18 protein-coding genes are annotated in these 17046 nt (G+C 59.8%); 6 read left to right on the top strand and 12 right to left on the bottom strand.

Features of this window, described 5'->3' with window-relative positions:
- Positions 1-16: 16 nt before the first annotated feature.
- Positions 17-682 (top strand): TlpA disulfide reductase family protein, encoded by a 666-nt coding sequence (locus BJ928_RS21555; protein WP_047630769.1) that lies wholly within the window; start codon positions 17-19, stop codon positions 680-682.
- A gap of 54 nt (positions 683-736) precedes the next feature.
- Here BJ928_RS21555 and BJ928_RS21550 read toward each other — a convergent pair whose 3' ends face one another.
- Positions 737-1336 carry an urea carboxylase-associated family protein gene (locus tag BJ928_RS21550; protein ID WP_047630770.1) on the bottom strand — a complete coding sequence of 200 codons (600 nt, stop codon included), beginning with the start codon at positions 1334-1336 and terminating at the stop codon, positions 737-739.
- A gap of 267 nt (positions 1337-1603) precedes the next feature.
- Between BJ928_RS21550 and BJ928_RS21545 the strand changes: the two genes are divergently transcribed.
- Positions 1604-3421 carry a tetratricopeptide repeat protein gene (locus BJ928_RS21545; RefSeq protein WP_183079440.1) on the top strand — a complete coding sequence of 606 codons (1818 nt, stop codon included), beginning with the start codon at positions 1604-1606 and terminating at the stop codon, positions 3419-3421.
- Between the two features lie 46 nt (positions 3422-3467).
- On the opposite strand, the gene BJ928_RS21540 is transcribed toward BJ928_RS21545, so the two are convergent.
- The 6 genes from BJ928_RS21540 to BJ928_RS21515 all read right to left on the bottom strand — a co-directional run bounded on the left by BJ928_RS21540 (position 3468) and on the right by BJ928_RS21515 (position 8353).
- A complete protein-coding gene (locus tag BJ928_RS21540; RefSeq protein WP_047630772.1) occupies positions 3468-4346 on the bottom strand; it encodes a 3-hydroxybutyryl-CoA dehydrogenase in 879 nt (292 codons plus the stop codon).
- Between the two features lie 145 nt (positions 4347-4491).
- Entirely contained in the window at positions 4492-5421 is a 930-nt protein-coding gene (locus tag BJ928_RS21535) for an electron transfer flavoprotein subunit alpha/FixB family protein (RefSeq protein WP_047630773.1), read from the bottom strand.
- A gap of 24 nt (positions 5422-5445) precedes the next feature.
- Positions 5446-6195: an electron transfer flavoprotein subunit beta/FixA family protein gene (locus BJ928_RS21530; RefSeq protein ID WP_047630774.1), complete on the bottom strand. Its 750-nt coding sequence runs from the start codon at positions 6193-6195 to the stop codon at positions 5446-5448.
- A 195-nt stretch (positions 6196-6390) separates the two neighbouring features.
- Positions 6391-6969 (bottom strand): cob(I)yrinic acid a,c-diamide adenosyltransferase, encoded by a 579-nt coding sequence (locus BJ928_RS21525; protein ID WP_047630775.1) that lies wholly within the window; start codon positions 6967-6969, stop codon positions 6391-6393.
- A gap of 226 nt (positions 6970-7195) precedes the next feature.
- Complete coding sequence (locus BJ928_RS21520) at positions 7196-7399, bottom strand: twin transmembrane helix small protein (RefSeq protein WP_047630776.1); 204 nt, start codon at positions 7397-7399, stop codon at positions 7196-7198.
- 120 nt (positions 7400-7519) lie between these two features.
- Positions 7520-8353 carry an SDR family oxidoreductase gene (locus BJ928_RS21515; protein WP_047630777.1) on the bottom strand — a complete coding sequence of 278 codons (834 nt, stop codon included), beginning with the start codon at positions 8351-8353 and terminating at the stop codon, positions 7520-7522.
- A gap of 111 nt (positions 8354-8464) precedes the next feature.
- On the opposite strand from BJ928_RS21515, the gene BJ928_RS21510 reads away from it, so the two are divergent.
- Positions 8465-9403, top strand: a complete 939-nt coding sequence (locus BJ928_RS21510; RefSeq protein ID WP_047630778.1) for a YihY/virulence factor BrkB family protein — start codon at positions 8465-8467, stop codon at positions 9401-9403.
- Here the strand turns inward: BJ928_RS21510 and gluQRS are convergent.
- On the bottom strand, positions 9368-10249 hold the full coding sequence (gluQRS, locus tag BJ928_RS21505) for a tRNA glutamyl-Q(34) synthetase GluQRS (protein WP_047630779.1): 882 nt from the start codon (positions 10247-10249) through the stop codon (positions 9368-9370). The genes BJ928_RS21510 and gluQRS overlap by 36 nt on opposite strands.
- A 43-nt stretch (positions 10250-10292) precedes the next feature.
- Between gluQRS and BJ928_RS21500 the strand changes: the two genes are divergently transcribed.
- The 3 genes from BJ928_RS21500 (at position 10293) to BJ928_RS21490 (ending at position 13742) form a co-directional block, all read left to right on the top strand.
- Positions 10293-10937, top strand: a complete 645-nt coding sequence (locus tag BJ928_RS21500; protein ID WP_047630780.1) for a DNA-3-methyladenine glycosylase — start codon at positions 10293-10295, stop codon at positions 10935-10937.
- 111 nt (positions 10938-11048) lie between these two features.
- The gene (locus BJ928_RS21495) at positions 11049-11606 is read left to right on the top strand and encodes an HNH endonuclease (RefSeq protein ID WP_047630781.1); all 558 of its coding nucleotides are present in this window, start codon (positions 11049-11051) and stop codon (positions 11604-11606) included.
- Positions 11607-11960: 354 nt separating this feature from the next.
- Complete coding sequence (locus BJ928_RS21490; RefSeq protein WP_052227613.1) at positions 11961-13742, top strand: PAS domain-containing methyl-accepting chemotaxis protein; 1782 nt, start codon at positions 11961-11963, stop codon at positions 13740-13742.
- Between the two features lie 115 nt (positions 13743-13857).
- On the opposite strand, the gene BJ928_RS21485 is transcribed toward BJ928_RS21490, so the two are convergent.
- The 4 genes from BJ928_RS21485 to BJ928_RS21470 all read right to left on the bottom strand — a co-directional run bounded on the left by BJ928_RS21485 (position 13858) and on the right by BJ928_RS21470 (position 16862).
- Positions 13858-14370, bottom strand: a complete 513-nt coding sequence (locus BJ928_RS21485; RefSeq protein WP_047630782.1) for a disulfide bond formation protein B — start codon at positions 14368-14370, stop codon at positions 13858-13860.
- Between the two features lie 16 nt (positions 14371-14386).
- The gene (locus BJ928_RS21480; protein WP_047630783.1) at positions 14387-14980 is read right to left on the bottom strand and encodes a YqaA family protein; all 594 of its coding nucleotides are present in this window, start codon (positions 14978-14980) and stop codon (positions 14387-14389) included.
- Positions 14981-15167: 187 nt separating this feature from the next.
- Positions 15168-15578 carry a hypothetical protein gene (locus BJ928_RS21475; protein ID WP_052227614.1) on the bottom strand — a complete coding sequence of 137 codons (411 nt, stop codon included), beginning with the start codon at positions 15576-15578 and terminating at the stop codon, positions 15168-15170.
- A 288-nt stretch (positions 15579-15866) separates the two neighbouring features.
- Positions 15867-16862, bottom strand: a complete 996-nt coding sequence (locus BJ928_RS21470; RefSeq protein WP_047630785.1) for an OmpA family protein — start codon at positions 16860-16862, stop codon at positions 15867-15869.
- Positions 16863-17046 lie beyond the last annotated feature (184 nt).

Here is a 17046-nt window from a genome sequence, read left to right as displayed (position 1 = left end):
CCACCTGGAGAATGTAATGACAGCAAAGAAGCCGTTCGGTCTGCCGTCCATGAAACTTGTTATGCTCGCCGCCGTAGCTGGGGTTATTGCCGGCGCGGCAGCGGTATACGTGAAGGAGGCGGGGTATGGCAATGGCGTTGGTGAAACCGCCGCAGCCGATCAATGCGGATCGGCCAGGGATCGTGCTGCTGCCTTAAAGCCCTTCACCAAGGGTCAGGTCGCTGCCATGAGCGTGCCGCCGGCGCCGATTTCACTCAAGGATGTTTCCTTCAAGGGTGCCGAGGGGCAGCCGCTGTCGATCAGCAGTTTCGCCGGCAAGACCGTGCTCTTGAATGTCTGGGCAACGTGGTGCGTACCATGCCGCGAGGAAATGCCAGCGCTGAATGCGCTTGAAAAGAGCGTCGGCAACGACAAGTTCGAGGTGGTTGCCGTCAACATCGATACCGGCGACGATGAAAAGACAAAGGCCTTCCGCGCGGAATATGCCATCGACAAGCTCGGCTACTATCGCGACAACACCATGGGCGTGTTCAACGTGCTGAAAAAGCAGGGCCTCGCCTTCGGCCTGCCGGTGACGCTGCTCATCGACAACAAGGGCTGCCTGCTGTCGGCCATGAACGGTCCGGCCGTCTGGGACAGCGAGGATGCCAAGAACCTGGTGAAGGCGGCTGCCGGGATTTGATGCGCCAAACCAACGGCACCAGATCCGTGTCGGGCGATGCCTGGCATCGTCCGATCACCCATCGATCTCGATGATAATTTCCGTGCACTTTTCGCCGTTGGTCGGATGGTAATCGACGGAGCAGGCCGTCACGACAAGAAGTATGTCGGCTTCGGCGCGCAGCAGAACGTTGCCACCGGGCGGATTCCTGGAGGCAAGCACCTCAAGCCGGCCATCGGGTTGCGGCGGCGAGTTCTGGAACAGGTTCACCGGGTTGGGCACGAAAGGCACGGTCATCCCCGCTTCGCGCAAAGCGCCGAGGAAATTGTCGTAGCAATTGGGATGGTCGTGCAGCCCGGCGCGTGCGTAAAGAGCGGTGTCGCAGGGCGGGAACAGCATGTCGTGAGGACCCGGCGAATTGTCCTCCACCAATGTCAGAAGCGGGTGCCCTTTCTCACTGTAGAAGCATTCTCCCGCCCGCGGGAAGAGGCGTTCGGTGATGTCGCGGGTCTGCGACGCGCTGAGCCAATCCAGGCCGTCGCCATTCGACGTGAAAGCCCACATGTCGGCAACCTGCTGACCTTCCGGATCGATCACCCGTGCAAGCTCGCCTTTTTTCAGCCGGAACGAGTGCCCTGACTGCGGTGGAATAACCGATCGTTTCTGTTCCTGCATTTGGATCTCCTGACCGTGCGGGACGGCGATAGCATACCTGTCGTAGAGGCCGCTCCTCGGTTTGAGCGGCTTCGCGGGTCCAACGCCCACCTTCGTTGTTCAAAGGCTGCCCGTGCTCCTGCTTCATCATTAGATACAGTATCCGGAACCGAGCGCGAAGGTCATCCTCGGGTAAGCCTCAGCTGAGAGGCTGGAATCACCCCCAGGTCCTTTTTGAAATCGATCCAGATGAATCAGTCTCCCGCGCATGCTTCACCCGATGCATCGGTGGTTCCTTCTATCTTGGCGCAGGCCGAGACCTTGATGGATGCCGGTCGTTATGACGACGCCATCAAAACATTGCTATTGGCCCGCGAGCTTGTTAGCCGCGAACCAACGATATGCAACACGCTCGGATCTTTGCTGCTGCATGTCGGCAAGCCGCAGGATGCTATTGTGTGGTTCGAGACCGCGCTTGCTCTCGAGCCGGATTGTATTCAAGCCGTGTCCGGTCTCGGTATGGCATATCAAGGCAGCGGCGACTTTGGCAGGGCGTTGCGGTGCGGCGAAAGAGCGATTGCAGCACAGCCTGATGATGCGGTGTCCTGGTATCGTCAAGGTTTCGTGCTCCTAGAGTTGGGGCGGTCGATCGAAGCGCTTGCAAGTCTCGATCGGGCAATTTCTCTCAAGAGCGACTATAAGCTGGCCTTCGGCAAGCGTGCGGAGGTCATCGAGTCGCTGGGCAAAGTGCCGGAGGCCATGCAGGCGGCGTTGCGCAGCTGCCATATGTCGCCCGAGGACGTGACATCGTGGTCGCGGCTTGGGGACCTTCTTCAGAAGTACCGCGATTTCGACAAGGCAATCGCAGCCTATGACAAGGGGCTGTCGCGTTGTCCCGAGGATTTTAGCTGTTTCTTCAACAAGGCGCTGGCGCTCGACGCGCTGGGACGTTTCGGCGATGCGTTGGTCACGGCTCAACGAGCGCTGCGTGTCGAACCGGACAATCGCGAAGCGCTCATTCTTTGCGGAAAGCTCGAACTCAAGCTGGAACATCCGGCAGTTGCACATGCGTGCTTTCAAACCGTCGCCGAGATGGGGGTGGTCCGCAATCACCCGGCGGCGACGAAGCCTGCAAAATTCCGGGCACTTCTGCTCTTCTCACCCGAAGCCGGCAACACGCCCTATGAGGATCTGATCAGAGACAGTTGCTTCGATGCCGACGTGCTCTTTGCCTTGCGCCACTATCGCAACGACCCGCAGGACTGCAGCGATCAGGTTGATGTCGTCGTCAATCTCGTTTCGGAGACCGATTTCGGGCTCGATGTCATGGCTTCCGCCATCGATCTCGCCGATTCCCTGCACAGGCCGGTCGTCAATCATCCCCGGCTAATGCTGGCGACGGATCGCGAGTCCATTTCCCGGCGTTTGAGCGGGGTTGAGGATGCTGTCATGCCGGCGACGACCAGGATCGAAGCCAAGGATCTGCGGCGGCGGGTGCGCGACGGGGATATGAATGCTTTTCCGTTGATCGTGCGCCATGCGGGCAAGCATGGCGGCGACATGATGGAACTGGCCGGGGACGCCGATACATTGTCGCGCTTTGCCGAAGAGGCCGGCGAGCGGACCCTCTATCTGACTGACTTCGTCAACTACAGTTCACCCGATGGCTTCTTTCGCAAATATCGCTTCATTTTCGTCGGGGACCAGATACTTCCCTATCATCTGGCGATAGGCGATGGCTGGAAGGTGCATCACGCCTCGACGCGCATGGCCGGCATCGAATGGATGCGCAGGGAAGAAGAGGCCTTTCTCAATGAGCCCGAACGTGTTTTCGGGGCGAAAGGCATGGCTGTCCTCGATGCCATACGCCGCCAGATCGGTCTCGATTATTTCGGAATCGATTGCTCACTCGATTCCGAGGGCAGGGTGGTGATCTTCGAGGTCAACGCGTCGATGCTGGTCCACCTTCACAATGCCGGCTTTGAATATAAGAACCCGCATGTGATCCGAATCAAGCAGGCCTTCGAGCGCCTTCTGGAGCGGCGGGCGAAGGAGTATCGTTCTTCGGTTTCGGCAGCAGACACGTTCTGGGCGAAGAGCGCCTGATCGCGGGTGGCGAGAACCTCAATTGCGGCGGTGGAGCGCTTGACGATCAGCGCGTCGGGACCGGCACTTCGCCGCGATAGTCGTAGAAGCCACGGCCGGATTTGCGGCCGAGCCAGCCGGCTTCGACATATTTCACCAGCAGCGGGCAGGGGCGGTATTTGGAATCGGCAAGCCCGTCATGCAGCACCTGCATGATCGACAGGCAGGTATCGAGGCCGATGAAGTCGGCAAGCTGCAGCGGGCCCATCGGATGGTTGGCGCCGAGCCGCATGGCGGTGTCGATAGCATCGACGGTGCCGACACCTTCATAGAGCGTATAGATCGCCTCGTTGATCATCGGCAGCAGGATACGGTTGACGATGAAGGCCGGGAAGTCTTCCGCGACGGTGATCGTCTTTTCCAGCGAGCTGACATAGTCCTTGGCGGTCGAGAAGGTCGATTCGTCGGTGGCGATGCCGCGTACCAGCTCCACCAGCTTCATGACCGGGACCGGGTTCATGAAGTGGATGCCCATGAAGCGCTCGGGGCGGTCGGTGGCAGAGGCGAGCCGGGTGATCGAGAGCGACGAGGTATTGGTGGCAAGCAGCGCTTCGGGCTTCAGCACCGGACATACCTGTGCATAGATCTTGCGCTTGACACTTTCGTCTTCGGTCGCAGCCTCGATGGCGAGATCGACCTGGGCGAGGTCGTTGAGATCGGCCGAGCCGGTGATGCGGGAAAGAGCTGCCCTGCGCTCCTCGTCGCTGGTCTTGCCGGAAGCGACCTGGCGGGCAAGGTTGCCGTTGATGGTGGCAAGTCCGCTTTCGATGCGATCCTGCGACAGATCGTAGATATGGACCTTGTAGCCGGCCATCGCGGATACGTGCGCGATGCCGCAGCCCATCTGGCCCGCGCCGATAATACCGATCGTCTTCAGCGAACTCATTGCCAACTCCCCGGCGCGCTCCTGGCGATGCGCTTATGCTCTTAACCACAAATTTGCCGGGCTATTTCTAGCCCGGCAAAGATTGATAGACCTATAAGAGACGATTTTCCAGTCTCTCGCAACTGCGAGAAGGTCAATGGTGCGATCAAAGCGCCTTTTGCAGTTCGGGCAGGGCTTCGAAGAGGTCAGCGACGAGGCCATAGTCGGCGATCTGGAAGATCGGGGCTTCTTCGTCCTTGTTGATCGCGACGATGACCTTACTGTCCTTCATGCCGGCCAGATGCTGGATCGCGCCGGAAATGCCGCAGGCGATGTAGAGCTGCGGTGCGACCACCTTGCCCGTCTGCCCCACCTGCCAGTCGTTCGGCGCATAGCCGGCATCGACGGCGGCGCGCGAGGCACCGACGGCAGCGCCGAGCTTGTCGGCAACCGGCAGGATGACTTCCTTGAACTTTTCCGCCGAACCCAGCGCGCGGCCGCCCGAGATGATGATCTTGGCCGACGTCAGCTCCGGACGATCCGAAGAGGACAGCGCATCGCCGACGAAGGTGGAGAGAGCCGGATCGGCAGCCGCCGACACAGTCTCGATCGCGGCCGAGCCGCCTTCTGCGGCGGAGGCGAACGAAGCCGTGCGCACGGTGATGACCTTCTTGGCGTCGGTCGACTGCACCGTCTGAATGGCATTGCCGGCATAGATCGGCCGCTTGAAGGTATCGGCCGAGACGACCTCGATGATCTCCGAGACCTGGGCGACGTCGAGAAGGGCGGCGACGCGCGGCAGCACGTTCTTGCCGACCGACGTCGCGGCACCGATGATCACGTCATAGGAACCTGCCAGCGACACGATCAGCGCCGCCAGCGGCTCGGCCAGATTGTTGGCAAGGCTGGCGTCCTCGGCAACCAATACCTTTGCGACGCCGGAAAGCTTGGCAGCCTGCTCGGCCGCTGCCTTGGCGCCGGAACCAGCGACCAACACATGAATGTCCCCGCCGATCTTGGCGGCTGCCGTCAGCGCCTTGGCAGTCTGGTCGGAGAGGTGGGCATTGTCGTGATCAGCCAGAAGAAGAATGGCCATGATGAAGTCTCCTTTTCCTGGACCTTAGAGAACGCCGGCTTCGGTCTTGAGCTTTTCGACCAGCTCGGCAACCGACTTGACCTTGACGCCCGCCTTGCGGCCACCGGGCTCTTCCGTCTTCAAGACCTTCAGCCGCGGCTCGGTCGACACGCCGAAATCGGCCGGCGACTTCTTGTCGAGCGGCTTCTTCTTGGCCTTCATGATGTTCGGCAGCGAGGCGTAACGCGGCTCGTTGAGGCGCAGGTCCGAGGTGACGACGGCCGGGAGCTTGACTTCGATCGTCTGCAGGCCGCCATCGACTTCGCGGGTGACCTTGGCGCTTCCCTCACCGATCTCGATCTTCGAGGCGAAGGTTGCCTGTGCCGTACCCAACAGGGCTGCCAGCATCTGGCCGGTCTGGTTCGAATCGTCATCGATCGCCTGCTTGCCGACGATGATGAGGCCGGGCTGTTCAGCGTCCGCGACACCTTTCAGGATCTTGGCGACGGCGAGCGGCTCGACTTGATCGTCGGTTTCAACGAGGATGGCGCGATCCGCGCCCATGGCAAGCGCCGTGCGCAGCGTTTCTTCAGCCTTGGCAGGTCCGATCGAAACGACCACGACTTCCTCGGCCTTACCGGCTTCCTTCAGACGCAGCGCCTCCTCGACCGAAATCTCGTCGAACGGGTTCATCGACATCTTCACGTTCGAAAGCTCAACGCCAGAACCATCCGGCTTCACGCGGATCTTTACGTTGTAGTCAACGACCCGCTTAACGGGAACCAGTATCTTCATGGAATCCTTCCTTCAACATGACCGCCCGAGAACATGCGCTGCTTAGCGCCATTCCATTTGTCGAATGGCGACATGGATACGCGTTTTTTCCCCAATTACAACGCTTCCAGGCCGCCGAGATGCGAATTGCTCGAAAGGCATAAATAACGTTTACGTCAACGTCAATACATATGCCGAGACGATTGCCGCCTGCCGCTAGCGATTCTTGCCGGGAATCCAGAGCACGTCGGCGCGACCGAGGTCATTGGCATGGCGCGCGGCGACGAAAAGGAAATCGGAGAGCCGGTTGATGTATTTCAGCGACGCCGGGCTCACCCGCTCGCCTTGCTCACGCGACAGCGCCACCATCAGGCGCTCGGCACGCCTGGCAACGGTGCGGGCGAGGTGCAGATGGGCGGAGGCCGCGCTGCCGGCCGGGAGAACGAAGGACTTTAGCGGCTCGAGATCGGCATTCAGCAGATCGATATCATGCTCGAGGCGTTCGACCTGATGCTCGACAATGCGCAACGGCTCATAGGCCAGCGGCTCGTCCGTTTCAGGGGTCGCAAGATCGGCGCCGAGATCGAAAAGATCGTTCTGGATGCGCATCAGCATGGCATCGAGGTCGGGCATATCTGACGTGTGCAGCCGGGCGACGCCGACTGCGGAATTGGTTTCGTCAACGGTGCCATAGCTTTCGACGCGCAGATCATGCTTCAGCCGCCTCGGGCCGGCGGCGAGGCCCGTGGTGCCGTCATCGCCAGTCTTGGTATAGATCTTGTTGAGCTTGACCATCGTGTCCCTGTGGATAGAGCCTTTCGCTTTTATTAGGATCGCGAAACGCTCTATCCCTTTGTTTTACGCAATTCCGGACGGAAAACCGCTGCGCACTTTTCCTGGAATTGCTTTAGAGCATGATGCCGAAAAGTGTGAGCGGTTTTCGGACGACATCATGCTCTACTTCTTTGATTCTAGAGCGGATTCAGATTTTTAGGTCGATTCGACCTAAAATCATCCGGCTCTAGGCCGGGCGGCCACCGCCCGTCAGCCACAGCGTCAGCATGATCAGGATAACCGCGACGGCCTGCAGCAGGACGCGCAGCTGCATCAGCCGGTTCGAAAGATTGGGATTGTCGCCTTTCATCATGTTCAGCAGGCCGCGAACGAGAACGATCGCGACAAGGCCCATGACAATGATGGCGGCAACATAAGTAACGGTAGACATGGCTCCTCCACCCTTGTCCTCGGAATGGCTCGGCGTTTCATGGAAGCTCTGAGCCACTCTATCTCATCGTTTATACAGCCCCGAGTGGAAAAGACGCTTTGCGCCCCTCCCGAGGTTGCTCTAGTCCAGCCGGCGCATCAGACGATAGAAAAGGTTAGCCGGCAATAGCCTTTTCAACAGCACGCCCTGCTTGGCGGGCGTCGTTACCAGATAATGCGGGCGCGGATTTTTAACGTTCAAAGCCAATTTTAGCACATCATAGACCGCTTCTGGACCCAATTTATGTTTACTGATTGGGCCTGAACCGTCCAGCCGCCTCAGCTGCCTGCGATATTCCACCGCATGGGCCGAGCCTTCGAGATCGATGTGCTCATGAACTTTGGCGAGCGCATTGGCCGTGAAGCGCGTCGCAATCGGACCCGGCTCGATCAGGCTCACATGGATGCCGCTATCCTGCAGTTCCATCCGGAGCGTGATCGTCAGCCCTTCGAGCGCGAATTTCGAGGCCGTGTAGGCGCCACGGAAGCGGTAGGGGACCAGCCCGAGAATGGACGAGCAATTGACGATGCGGCCGTGACCCTGTTTGCGCATCAGCGGGATGATCTGGCGCGTCAGCTCGTGCCAGCCGAAGAAATTCGTCTCGAACTGTTCGCGCAACACATCCGTCGCCAGGTCTTCGACGGCGCCGGTCTGGCCGTAGGCGCCATTGTTGAAGAGCGCGTCGATACGGTCGCCCGTGCGCTCGCGCACCGTCGCGACGGTGGCGGAAATCGTCTCGGGCTTTGTGTAGTCGAGGAGCAGCGCTTCGATACCGTCGGCTTCGAGCGGCGCGAGGTCGTCCTCTTTGCGCACGGTCGCAAAAACGCGCCATCCGTCGTTCTTCAACGCCCGGGCGCAATAAGCGCCGATACCGGATGAGCAACCAGTGACGAGGATCGTGCGTTGTTCCGTCATGGGAAGATGATTCCTGTACAAATCAGGTCTCGTTTCCCATATTCAGAGGCCCGATACAATCGACAACCGGCGGTATCAGCCGGATGAATACCGACGTCAAGCGGAGATGGAATGCCGACAGCCCTGCGGACGACTTACAAGGTGATCTACGACGCAGTGTTTCACTTCGTCGAGGATGACGGGTTCGCCATGGCAAGCCATGTGGCGCTTTCAACGCTGCTGGCGGTTTTCCCCTTCCTGATCTTCGGCACGGCGCTGGCGAGCTTTCTCGGCGCCAGCCAGTTTTCGTCGACCGCCGTGCACCTGATCTTCGACACTTGGCCTGAAGCGATTGCCAAGCCGCTCGCCGATCAGGTCGTGCAGGTGCTGACCATCCCGCGCGGTGGGCTTTTGACGATCTCGGTGCTGGCTGCGGCCTATTTCGCCTCGAACGGCGTCGAGGCGCTGCGCATATCGCTCAACCGCGCCTATCGCGTGCCCGAGACCCGGCCCTGGTATTTCAATCGCCTCGCCAGCCTCGGCTATGTACTGATCGCCGTGCTGATCTTTGCCATTCTCAGCATCCTGCTCGTTGCCGTGCCGCTCGCGCTGAACTACACAAGGCAATGGCTGCCGAAGCTTGCCGATGTCTTCGACATCGTCTTCAGCTGGCGGATCTACGGCACGATCTTCCTGCTGCTGGCCGGCCTGATGATCCTGCATCTGTGGCTCGCGGCCGGGCGCAGGCGGGTGTTCGATGTCATCCCTGGCGTGATCCTGACGCTGGTCTTCTGGTCGATCGGCGCGCTGCTCTTCGCCTACTATCTCTCGACCTTCGCCAATTACACGGCCACCTATGCCGGTCTGGCCTCCGTGATGATCGTGCTGATCTTCCTCTATATGCTCGCCGTGATCTTCATCATGGGAGCGGAGATCAATGCGGCGCTGATGAAGTTTCGCGTGCGGCGCCTGCTGTTCGGCAAGGCGGCGAGCCGTCCTGCCGTTGAAGCGCCGGCGGAAAAGGCACCATCCGGTTCAGAGGCTGATACGGCTGCGAAGCTCCGCCGGTGACAGGTCCTGCCGGCGCCATTCGGCGATGCCGGTATCGCCAAGGCTCTTGGATAGCTTCTTGCCATCGTTGCCCAGGAGCAGCCGATGGTGGTGATAGAGCGGCTCAGGCAGGCCGAGCAGCGTCTGCAGCAGGCGGTGGATCGAGGTCGCATGGAAGAGGTCGAGGCCGCGCACGACATGGGTGATGCCCTGTACAGCGTCATCGACGACAACGGAAAGATGGTAGCTGGAGGGCGCATCGGAGCGCGACAGTACGACATCGCCCCAGGCGGCCGGGTCGGCAGGGATAGCACCGGTATCGCCGTCGCCGCCTTCCTGCCAGTGGAGCGGCGCGTCTGCGGCCTTCAGCGCCCTTTCCATGTCGAGACGCCAGGCATGTTTCATGCCCGATGCCAGCAGGCGTTGCCGCTCGGCATCGCTGCGATCGCGATCGTCGGATGGGTAGAGCGGCGTGCCGTCCGGGTCGCGGGGCCAGGACCTGCCCTCCGCCTCGAAGGCAGCGACCTTCGCTTTCACTTCGCCGCGCGTCATGAATGCGGGATAGACGAGGCCGCGAGCAATAAGTGTCTGTAGCGCCTCCTGATAGGCCGGAAAATGCTCGGACTGCCGGCGCACCGGCTCCTGCCAGGAAAGGCCAAGCCAGGAAAGATCCGTGTAGATGCCCGTTTCGAAATCGGGTGTGCAGCGCGCCTGATCTATGTCTTCGATGCGCAGCAGGAAATTACCGCCGACTTCCGCCGCCATGTCGTGATTGAGGATCGCCGACAGCGCATGGCCGAGATGCAGCGAGCCATTGGGGCTAGGGGCAAAGCGGAATGTCGGCTTTTGACGGGGAATTTCGATCATGCTTTCTTCTGACACGAAATCGAGTCGGGGACTACGAGACACCATGCAGATCATTCGCGACGAGCGCGATATCGAACAAGGGCTGGCTGCCTTGCTGGAGATTGATCCACGCCTGCGGCCGGTTGCTGCAGAGGCCGGCACTTTGCCCCTGCGTCTTCGCGAGCCGGGCTTCGAGGGGCTCGCCCATATCATCGTGTCGCAGGTCGTCTCCCGCGCCAGCGCCGATGCGATCTGGGGAAAAATGTTCGCCGGGATGGGGCAGATAACAGCCGAGGGCTATGTCGGCCTCGAACCGGAGGCCTGGCGGATCTTCGGCCTGTCGCGAATCAAGCACGAGACGCTCCACCGTGTAGCCGAAGCCGTTGCCGGCGGCAGCCTCGATCTCCATGCGCTCAGCGCCGAATCACCCGACAAGGCGCTTGCCGAACTGACTGGGATCAAGGGAATCGGCCCCTGGACGGCGGAAGTCTACCTGATGTTTTGCGGCGGTCACGCAGATGTGTTCCCGGCAGGCGACGTGGCGCTGCAGGCGGCCGTCGGCATGGCTTTCGGCCATGAAGTCAGACCCTTGGCAAAGGCAGTCGCCCGGGAAGCCGCGGTTTGGGCGCCGTGGCGCTCGGTCGCGGCCCGGCTTTTCTGGGCTTATTATGCCGTGAAAACACGTCGCGATGCGCTGCCTATAGTTTAATCGGCGGCCTCCCCGAAAACGCCTTTATGCACTGAATTTATTGGACTTCACAATCCTGTAACAACCGGCCTAATATACAGGTACAGATGCCGAATCGATCAGGAGGGTTCCTTGACGATTGCAGTCTCACCGCAGTCCTTGCCGGCGCTCGTGCTGAACGCTGACTACAGACCGCTGAGTTACTATCCCTTGTCGCTCTGGTCCTGGCAGGACGCGATCAAGGCGGTTTTTCTTGACCGTGTGAACATCATCGCGGAATACGATCAGTGCGTGTCCTCACCGAGCTTCTCGATGCGGCTGCCGAGTGTCGTATGCCTGAAGACATATGTGCAGCCGTCCCGCAATCCCGCCTTCACTCGCTTCAACGTCTTCCTACGCGACAAGTTCGAATGCCAGTATTGCGGCGCCCATGACGACCTGACCTTCGACCACGTTATCCCGCGCGCCCATGGCGGCGAGACGACCTGGGAGAACGTGGTGGCCGCGTGTTCGCCATGCAATCTGCGCAAGGGCAGCAAGCTGCCGAAGCAGGCCGGCATGTTCCCGGCGCAGAAGCCATACCAGCCGACCGTCCAGGATCTGCACAACAACGGCCGTCTGTTCCCGCCGAACTATCTGCACGACAGCTGGCTCGACTATCTCTACTGGGATTCGGAACTGCAGCCTTAAGGCAGTGGTTTCTTGCTGTCACGGTTCGCCGTAAGCGCGGCGCCCGTTTCTGCCTCTTCCAGGACATCCTCTCCACGGAGAGGGGTCGCCAAGCTGCGTACCCAATGATCGCCAGCCAATATCGCGCCCGTAGAGCCGGTGCCTGACAAGAACCGCCAAGAATTCTGGTGCGCCTCGGCGCGACCCGCGACCCGAGGGTGATTGGCTCTGCGCTATTTCCAATGTCCGCTGGTTTTCGACGATGGTTCTCATCGAAGAATAGTTTGCTGCAGTGCAGGAAATGGCGCGAGAAATTAAAGACAATTTAAAGACCGATTGAGCAATGTCTGGCCTTCTCAAGCCGGGGCTCCTTGAATGCACATCAGTTCTCTTTTTGGTGACGACTCAGCGGTCTTGAAAGCCTTCAGTCGTTCGCAGGCCATCATCTCGTTCAAGCCGGATGGAACAATCGTTGAAGCGAACGAAAACTTCTGCAAGGCGGTGGGGTATAATCGCGAGGAGATCGTCGGTAAGCATCACCGGATCTTCGTCGACCCGAAGGAAGCGGCATCCGCCGAGTACCGGGCCTTCTGGGCGCGATTGGCAAAGGGCGAGTACGACCAGCGCCAGTACAGACGCCTGACCAAATCCGGAGACGAAATCTGGATCGAGGCTTCCTACAATCCCGTGGTTCGTGGCGGCAAGGTGGTGAAGATCGTCAAGATCGCCACTGATATCACGAACAGCAAACGCGAGGCGTTGGACAGCAGAGGCAAGCTGAACGCGTTGTCGCGCGCGCAGGCGATCATCGAGTTTACGCCCGAGGGCAAGATTGTTGCCGCCAACCAGAATTTTCTCGACACGCTCGGCTATTCACTCACGGACATCGTCGGAAAACATCATCGTATATTCTGCGAGAAGGAGTATGCGGCTTCCTCGGAATACGCACAATTCTGGCCGCGACTGGCGGCCGGCGAATTCTTCAGCGACGAGTTCAAGCGTCTGGCGAAGGATGGCAGCGCTGTTTATATCCAGGCGACCTACAACCCCATCCTCGATGCTGACGGTAAGGTCATGAAGGTCGTGAAATTCGCGACTGACGTGACCGGGCGGGTGCGTGCCCTGCAGGAGGTCGGCGCAGGTCTCGAGCGGCTTTCAGATTGCAACATCCGCGTCACCATCGACAAGCCGTTCGTCCCGGAATTCGAGCATCTCCGGCATGACTTCAACGAATCGCTCGCGAAGTTTCAAGAGACGCTGGAGCAGGTGCTGGCACAGACGGCGATGCTTTCGACGAAAAGCGGCGAGATGACCGATAGCGCTGGAGCCATTGCCCATCGCTCCGAACAGCAGGCGGCGGCGCTTGAGCAGACATCGGCGGCATTGGAGCAGATTACCGCCACGGTGCGGCAATCGACCTTCCGCACGACGGATGCCCGCAAGCTGGTGCGCGATGCGCGCAACGCCGCATCCCAATCGGTCAACGTTGTCACCTCGACCGTGGAGGCAATGGATCGCATCGAAGCGGCATCCCGGGAGATTTCCAGCATCATTGGGGTTATCGATGAGATCGCGTTCCAGACGAACCTCCTTGCCTTGAATGCTGGCGTGGAAGCTGCGCGCGCGGGTGAAGCCGGCAAGGGCTTTGCGGTCGTCGCTCAGGAAGTTCGGGAGCTGGCGCAGCGTTCAGCGAAGGCGGCCAAAGAGATCTCCGGTCTGATCGTCAATTCGACCAGGGAAGTGAAGGAAGGAGTTCGCCTCGTTGGCGAAACCGGGGATGCGCTGCGTCATATCGAGGGATTCGTGAAATCGATTGACGTCAATGTTGAAGCGATCGCCCTCGCCTCGTCGGAGCAATCCACCAGCCTCAGCGAAATCAACGCGGCTGTGAATTCGCTCGATCAGATGACTCAGCAAAATGCCGGAATGGTCAGCAGCATGAGCGCAACCGCGGCGGCGCTTGCCGCCGGTGCGGGGGAACTGGAGAAACTTGTAAGGCGCTTCAAACTGAACCGCCGCAAATGGATTCGCGAGCCGGGTTCCGATGCTGCAAGGCGCGGCGCTGAAGCTCGCGGTTACGGAAAGAACGCGATCTACCTGCCAGCGTCCATGGGCGGCGATGCTGCGGCTACCGGGGACATCGACGCTGCGGCGTGATCCACGATCCAATTTCTGACTTGGACTGAAAGTCCCTGCGCTCCCATCGATCTCCCCCTGCGGGGGGAGATGCCGTGAAAACGACGCGGGATCGGCGCGGGAAGCCTGCTGAGAATCAGGCAGCCTTCTTCGCACCGACAAAGGCGATTGCGGCGAGGATGATGCTGGCGATCACATTCCAGCCGGCCATCGACAGGCCGGCGACGCGAAGGGCTGCTTCCGTGCAGGAAGGACCCTTGATGGTGTTCAGCTGGCCGAGCAGGTCGCCGGCATTCTGCGTAACGCTGCTTGCCGTCGTCGAGCAGGTGGTCGGGCCTTCCCAGAAGTGCCATTCGACGCCGGCGTGATAGACGCCGATGCCGCCGCCGACAAGCATCATCAGGCCGGCGATGATGAGGAGCCCGCGCGTGATCCAGGAGGGCAGGCCGGCGACCGCCGTCAGGACGGCGATAATGGCAACGGGGATGCCGTAATAATAGGGCTGTCGCTGATCCAGGCAGAGCGCGCAGGGGATATAGCCGCCGATATACTGGAAGCCGAGCGCCGAGCCGATGACGACGATCATGCCGATCGTCAGCAGGGCGCCATAGCCGAGGCCGGCGCGGGAGGAAGGCGAAGTCGTGGACATGCTGGGGGCTCCTTGGTCAGCTCGCCAGGGCAAAATGGAAGACGGCGTATAGGGCAATGAGGATGGCGGCGGCGGCCATGGTGAGCTGCCCGAGGCGCTTTTCGATGAAATGACGAATGGATTCGCCATAGCGGCGCAGCAGGAAGGCCAGGAAGAAGAAGCGGGCGCCGCGCGCGACGATGGCCGAGACGATGAACAGGCCGAGATCGATATGAGCGACGCCGGACAGGATCGTCACCACCTTGATCGGCGGCAGATGCGCCAGGCCCGACGTCACCAGCAGCAACAGAACCCATTCATAGGTAATGCCGGCGCTCATCTGATTGAAGGCGTCGAGCTTGCCATAGAATTCGAGGATAGGCTTGGCGATGGTCTCGAAAGCGTAGTAGCCGAGGGCCCAGCCGGCAATGCCGCCGAGCACGGAGGCGACGGTTGCCGTCAGCGCATAGCGCCAGGCGCGCTCGGGCTTGGCAAGCGACATTGGGAGGAAAAGCACATCCGCCGGAACGAGGAAGACCGAGCTTTCGACGAAGGCGATAACGGCCAGCCAGACTTCCGCCGATTTGCGGCCGGCAAGCGACATGGTCCAGTCGTACAATCTACGAAGCATGAGGGCCCCTTTTTGCTGCGTCGCAAACCTTTAGGGGGCAGGATTATGGCTGTAAATGGTCGCAGGCCGAAGGAAGTCGCACAAAATCAAAATTTTTCGTGATGCTGGCTGGATTTGCGGCGGGGAGACATGCGCCGCCGACTGACTGTGTGATGCCGTGCCTCGAAGGATTGCCGGCAACTGAACTTCACCAGTGAGGCGCTGTCGATATAGACGGCAACATGATGTAGGGGTTGCTGGGATCGTAAGAAACCTTGGGTGTCCCCCTGTTTCCTGTGATCAAATTCGGAAGCAGGTGCCCTTGAGATCCGAACATATAATCTCCTCCGGCGCACAGATGCGCGAGAGCCCGATAATCGAAAAGCTTGAAACGATCGTCTGCCAGAAATGCGGCTTGCTTGTACTTGTCGCCGGTAAGCTTTCCATAACCGGAAGTTTTCAAGAATCGATTCCCGACGGCGGTATTAACCTTGGCGCCGTCACACATGGTGCCGATGATACCGCCTAACTTATAGATTCTGAGGATCTCCGCGTCTGCGTCTGGCATAGGTTTCATGGCCTCCGACAGATACCAATTCGTCGACGGGTCATTGGTCATCGTTTTTCGCCGGAATGCGGGAATGCTATCTGCAAGACAGCCCCAGGCTGAAAGGGCCAATACGAGACCAAAAACGAAGATACGCTTGACTATTCCGACCACACGACGCCTCCCCAGGACTGCAGGCGCCAGATATAGATCAGCCTTTCATCGAAGGAAAGTATGGCGCTGCGGATGCCTTCCGGGCCATCCATTCATACAGAGTTCCTAGTTGCGACAGACGCTGCAAGCCAAAGAAAAAGGCGGCCGAAGCCGCCTTTGCTTTTATCATGTGCCTTGAGCCGCAGTTTACTGGCGATGAAGCTCCACGCGACGGTTCTTGGCTCGCCCATCTTCGGTGTCGTTCGCTGCGACGGGCGATTGCAGGCCTTCGCCGCTTGCCTTGAGGCGATCCTGCGAAACGCCGTAGGTGCCGACCAGATCGGCAACGACCGCGTCCGCGCGCGCCTTCGACAGTTTCAGGTTGAAATCCGCGCCACCGATATTGTCGGTATAGCCGACCACCGAGAGCTTCTCGTTCGGCTGATCCTTGAGGAACTTGCCGATCTCGTCGAGGCTCGGCCGCGAATCCGGCTTGATCACCGACTTGTTGAAGTCGAAGTGGATGCCGTAAAGCAGCACCTTGCCCGAGGTGTCGAGCGCCTTGTTGATGTCGGATGCTGTGACCAGAACCATCTGGTCCTTCAGCTCACCGACCTGCAGCGAGTCGAGACGAACATAGACCTGACCCTTGACCGCCTCGAATTCCGGTACGTAGCCGTCCTCGAATTCAATGACGTAGAGGGCGATGTAGGTCTTGGCGGCGCCGTCTTCCTTCACGGCGGCGACATAGCGGGCTTCGTCAGGGCTATAGCCGAAAAGCTGACCGCCCGGGCCTTTCTCGCCAAAGACCTGCTCCAGCCTGTCTGTCTCTTCCTGCTTTGCCTGGAAGAGTATTTTGTAGCCAGCGGACTGCAGATCGTTCAGATAGTTGCGGAACACTTCGGCCGATGACGGACCGGCCGGGACAGAATAGACATTTTGCGTCAGGCGGCCTTCCAGGGCTTCCTTGCTGGCAAAATCAGATTTGTCCGGATCGTCCTCGTTCTTGGTCCATTTTCCCGTCGGCAAGGTATATTCCGCGAAGTTGCGTCCATCGCACAGCACGATGGACGAGCCCTCGAAGCGCTTGATGCCGGGAAGATCCTTGCAGCCGGGCTTGTCGGCGGCAAAAACAGCGGACGAAAAGGATAGCGCCGTCAACGCGATCGTCGCGAAGACTCCGCCCAGGAATTTCGATGTCATGGATACCCCCACAGATGACATGTGATGCCGCATCGACGACCTGAAAGCGCCGGTCAGCCGATGCAGCGGTTGCTTGATGAAAAGCTAAAATTCATTTCGCATTACGCGAAATAGAGCGCTCTGCAAATTTTGCGAGTGGGAGCTGAAACTATTTCGGAGCTGACTATGCGGGGCGTCTTCGGGT

The organism is Rhizobium sp. WW_1 (assembly GCF_003610155.1).
Taxonomy (GTDB): domain Bacteria; phylum Pseudomonadota; class Alphaproteobacteria; order Rhizobiales; family Rhizobiaceae; genus Rhizobium; species Rhizobium tropici_A.
The sequence above is the reverse complement of the archived record's forward strand: the minus strand, read 5'-3'. Positions and strand labels throughout refer to the sequence as shown.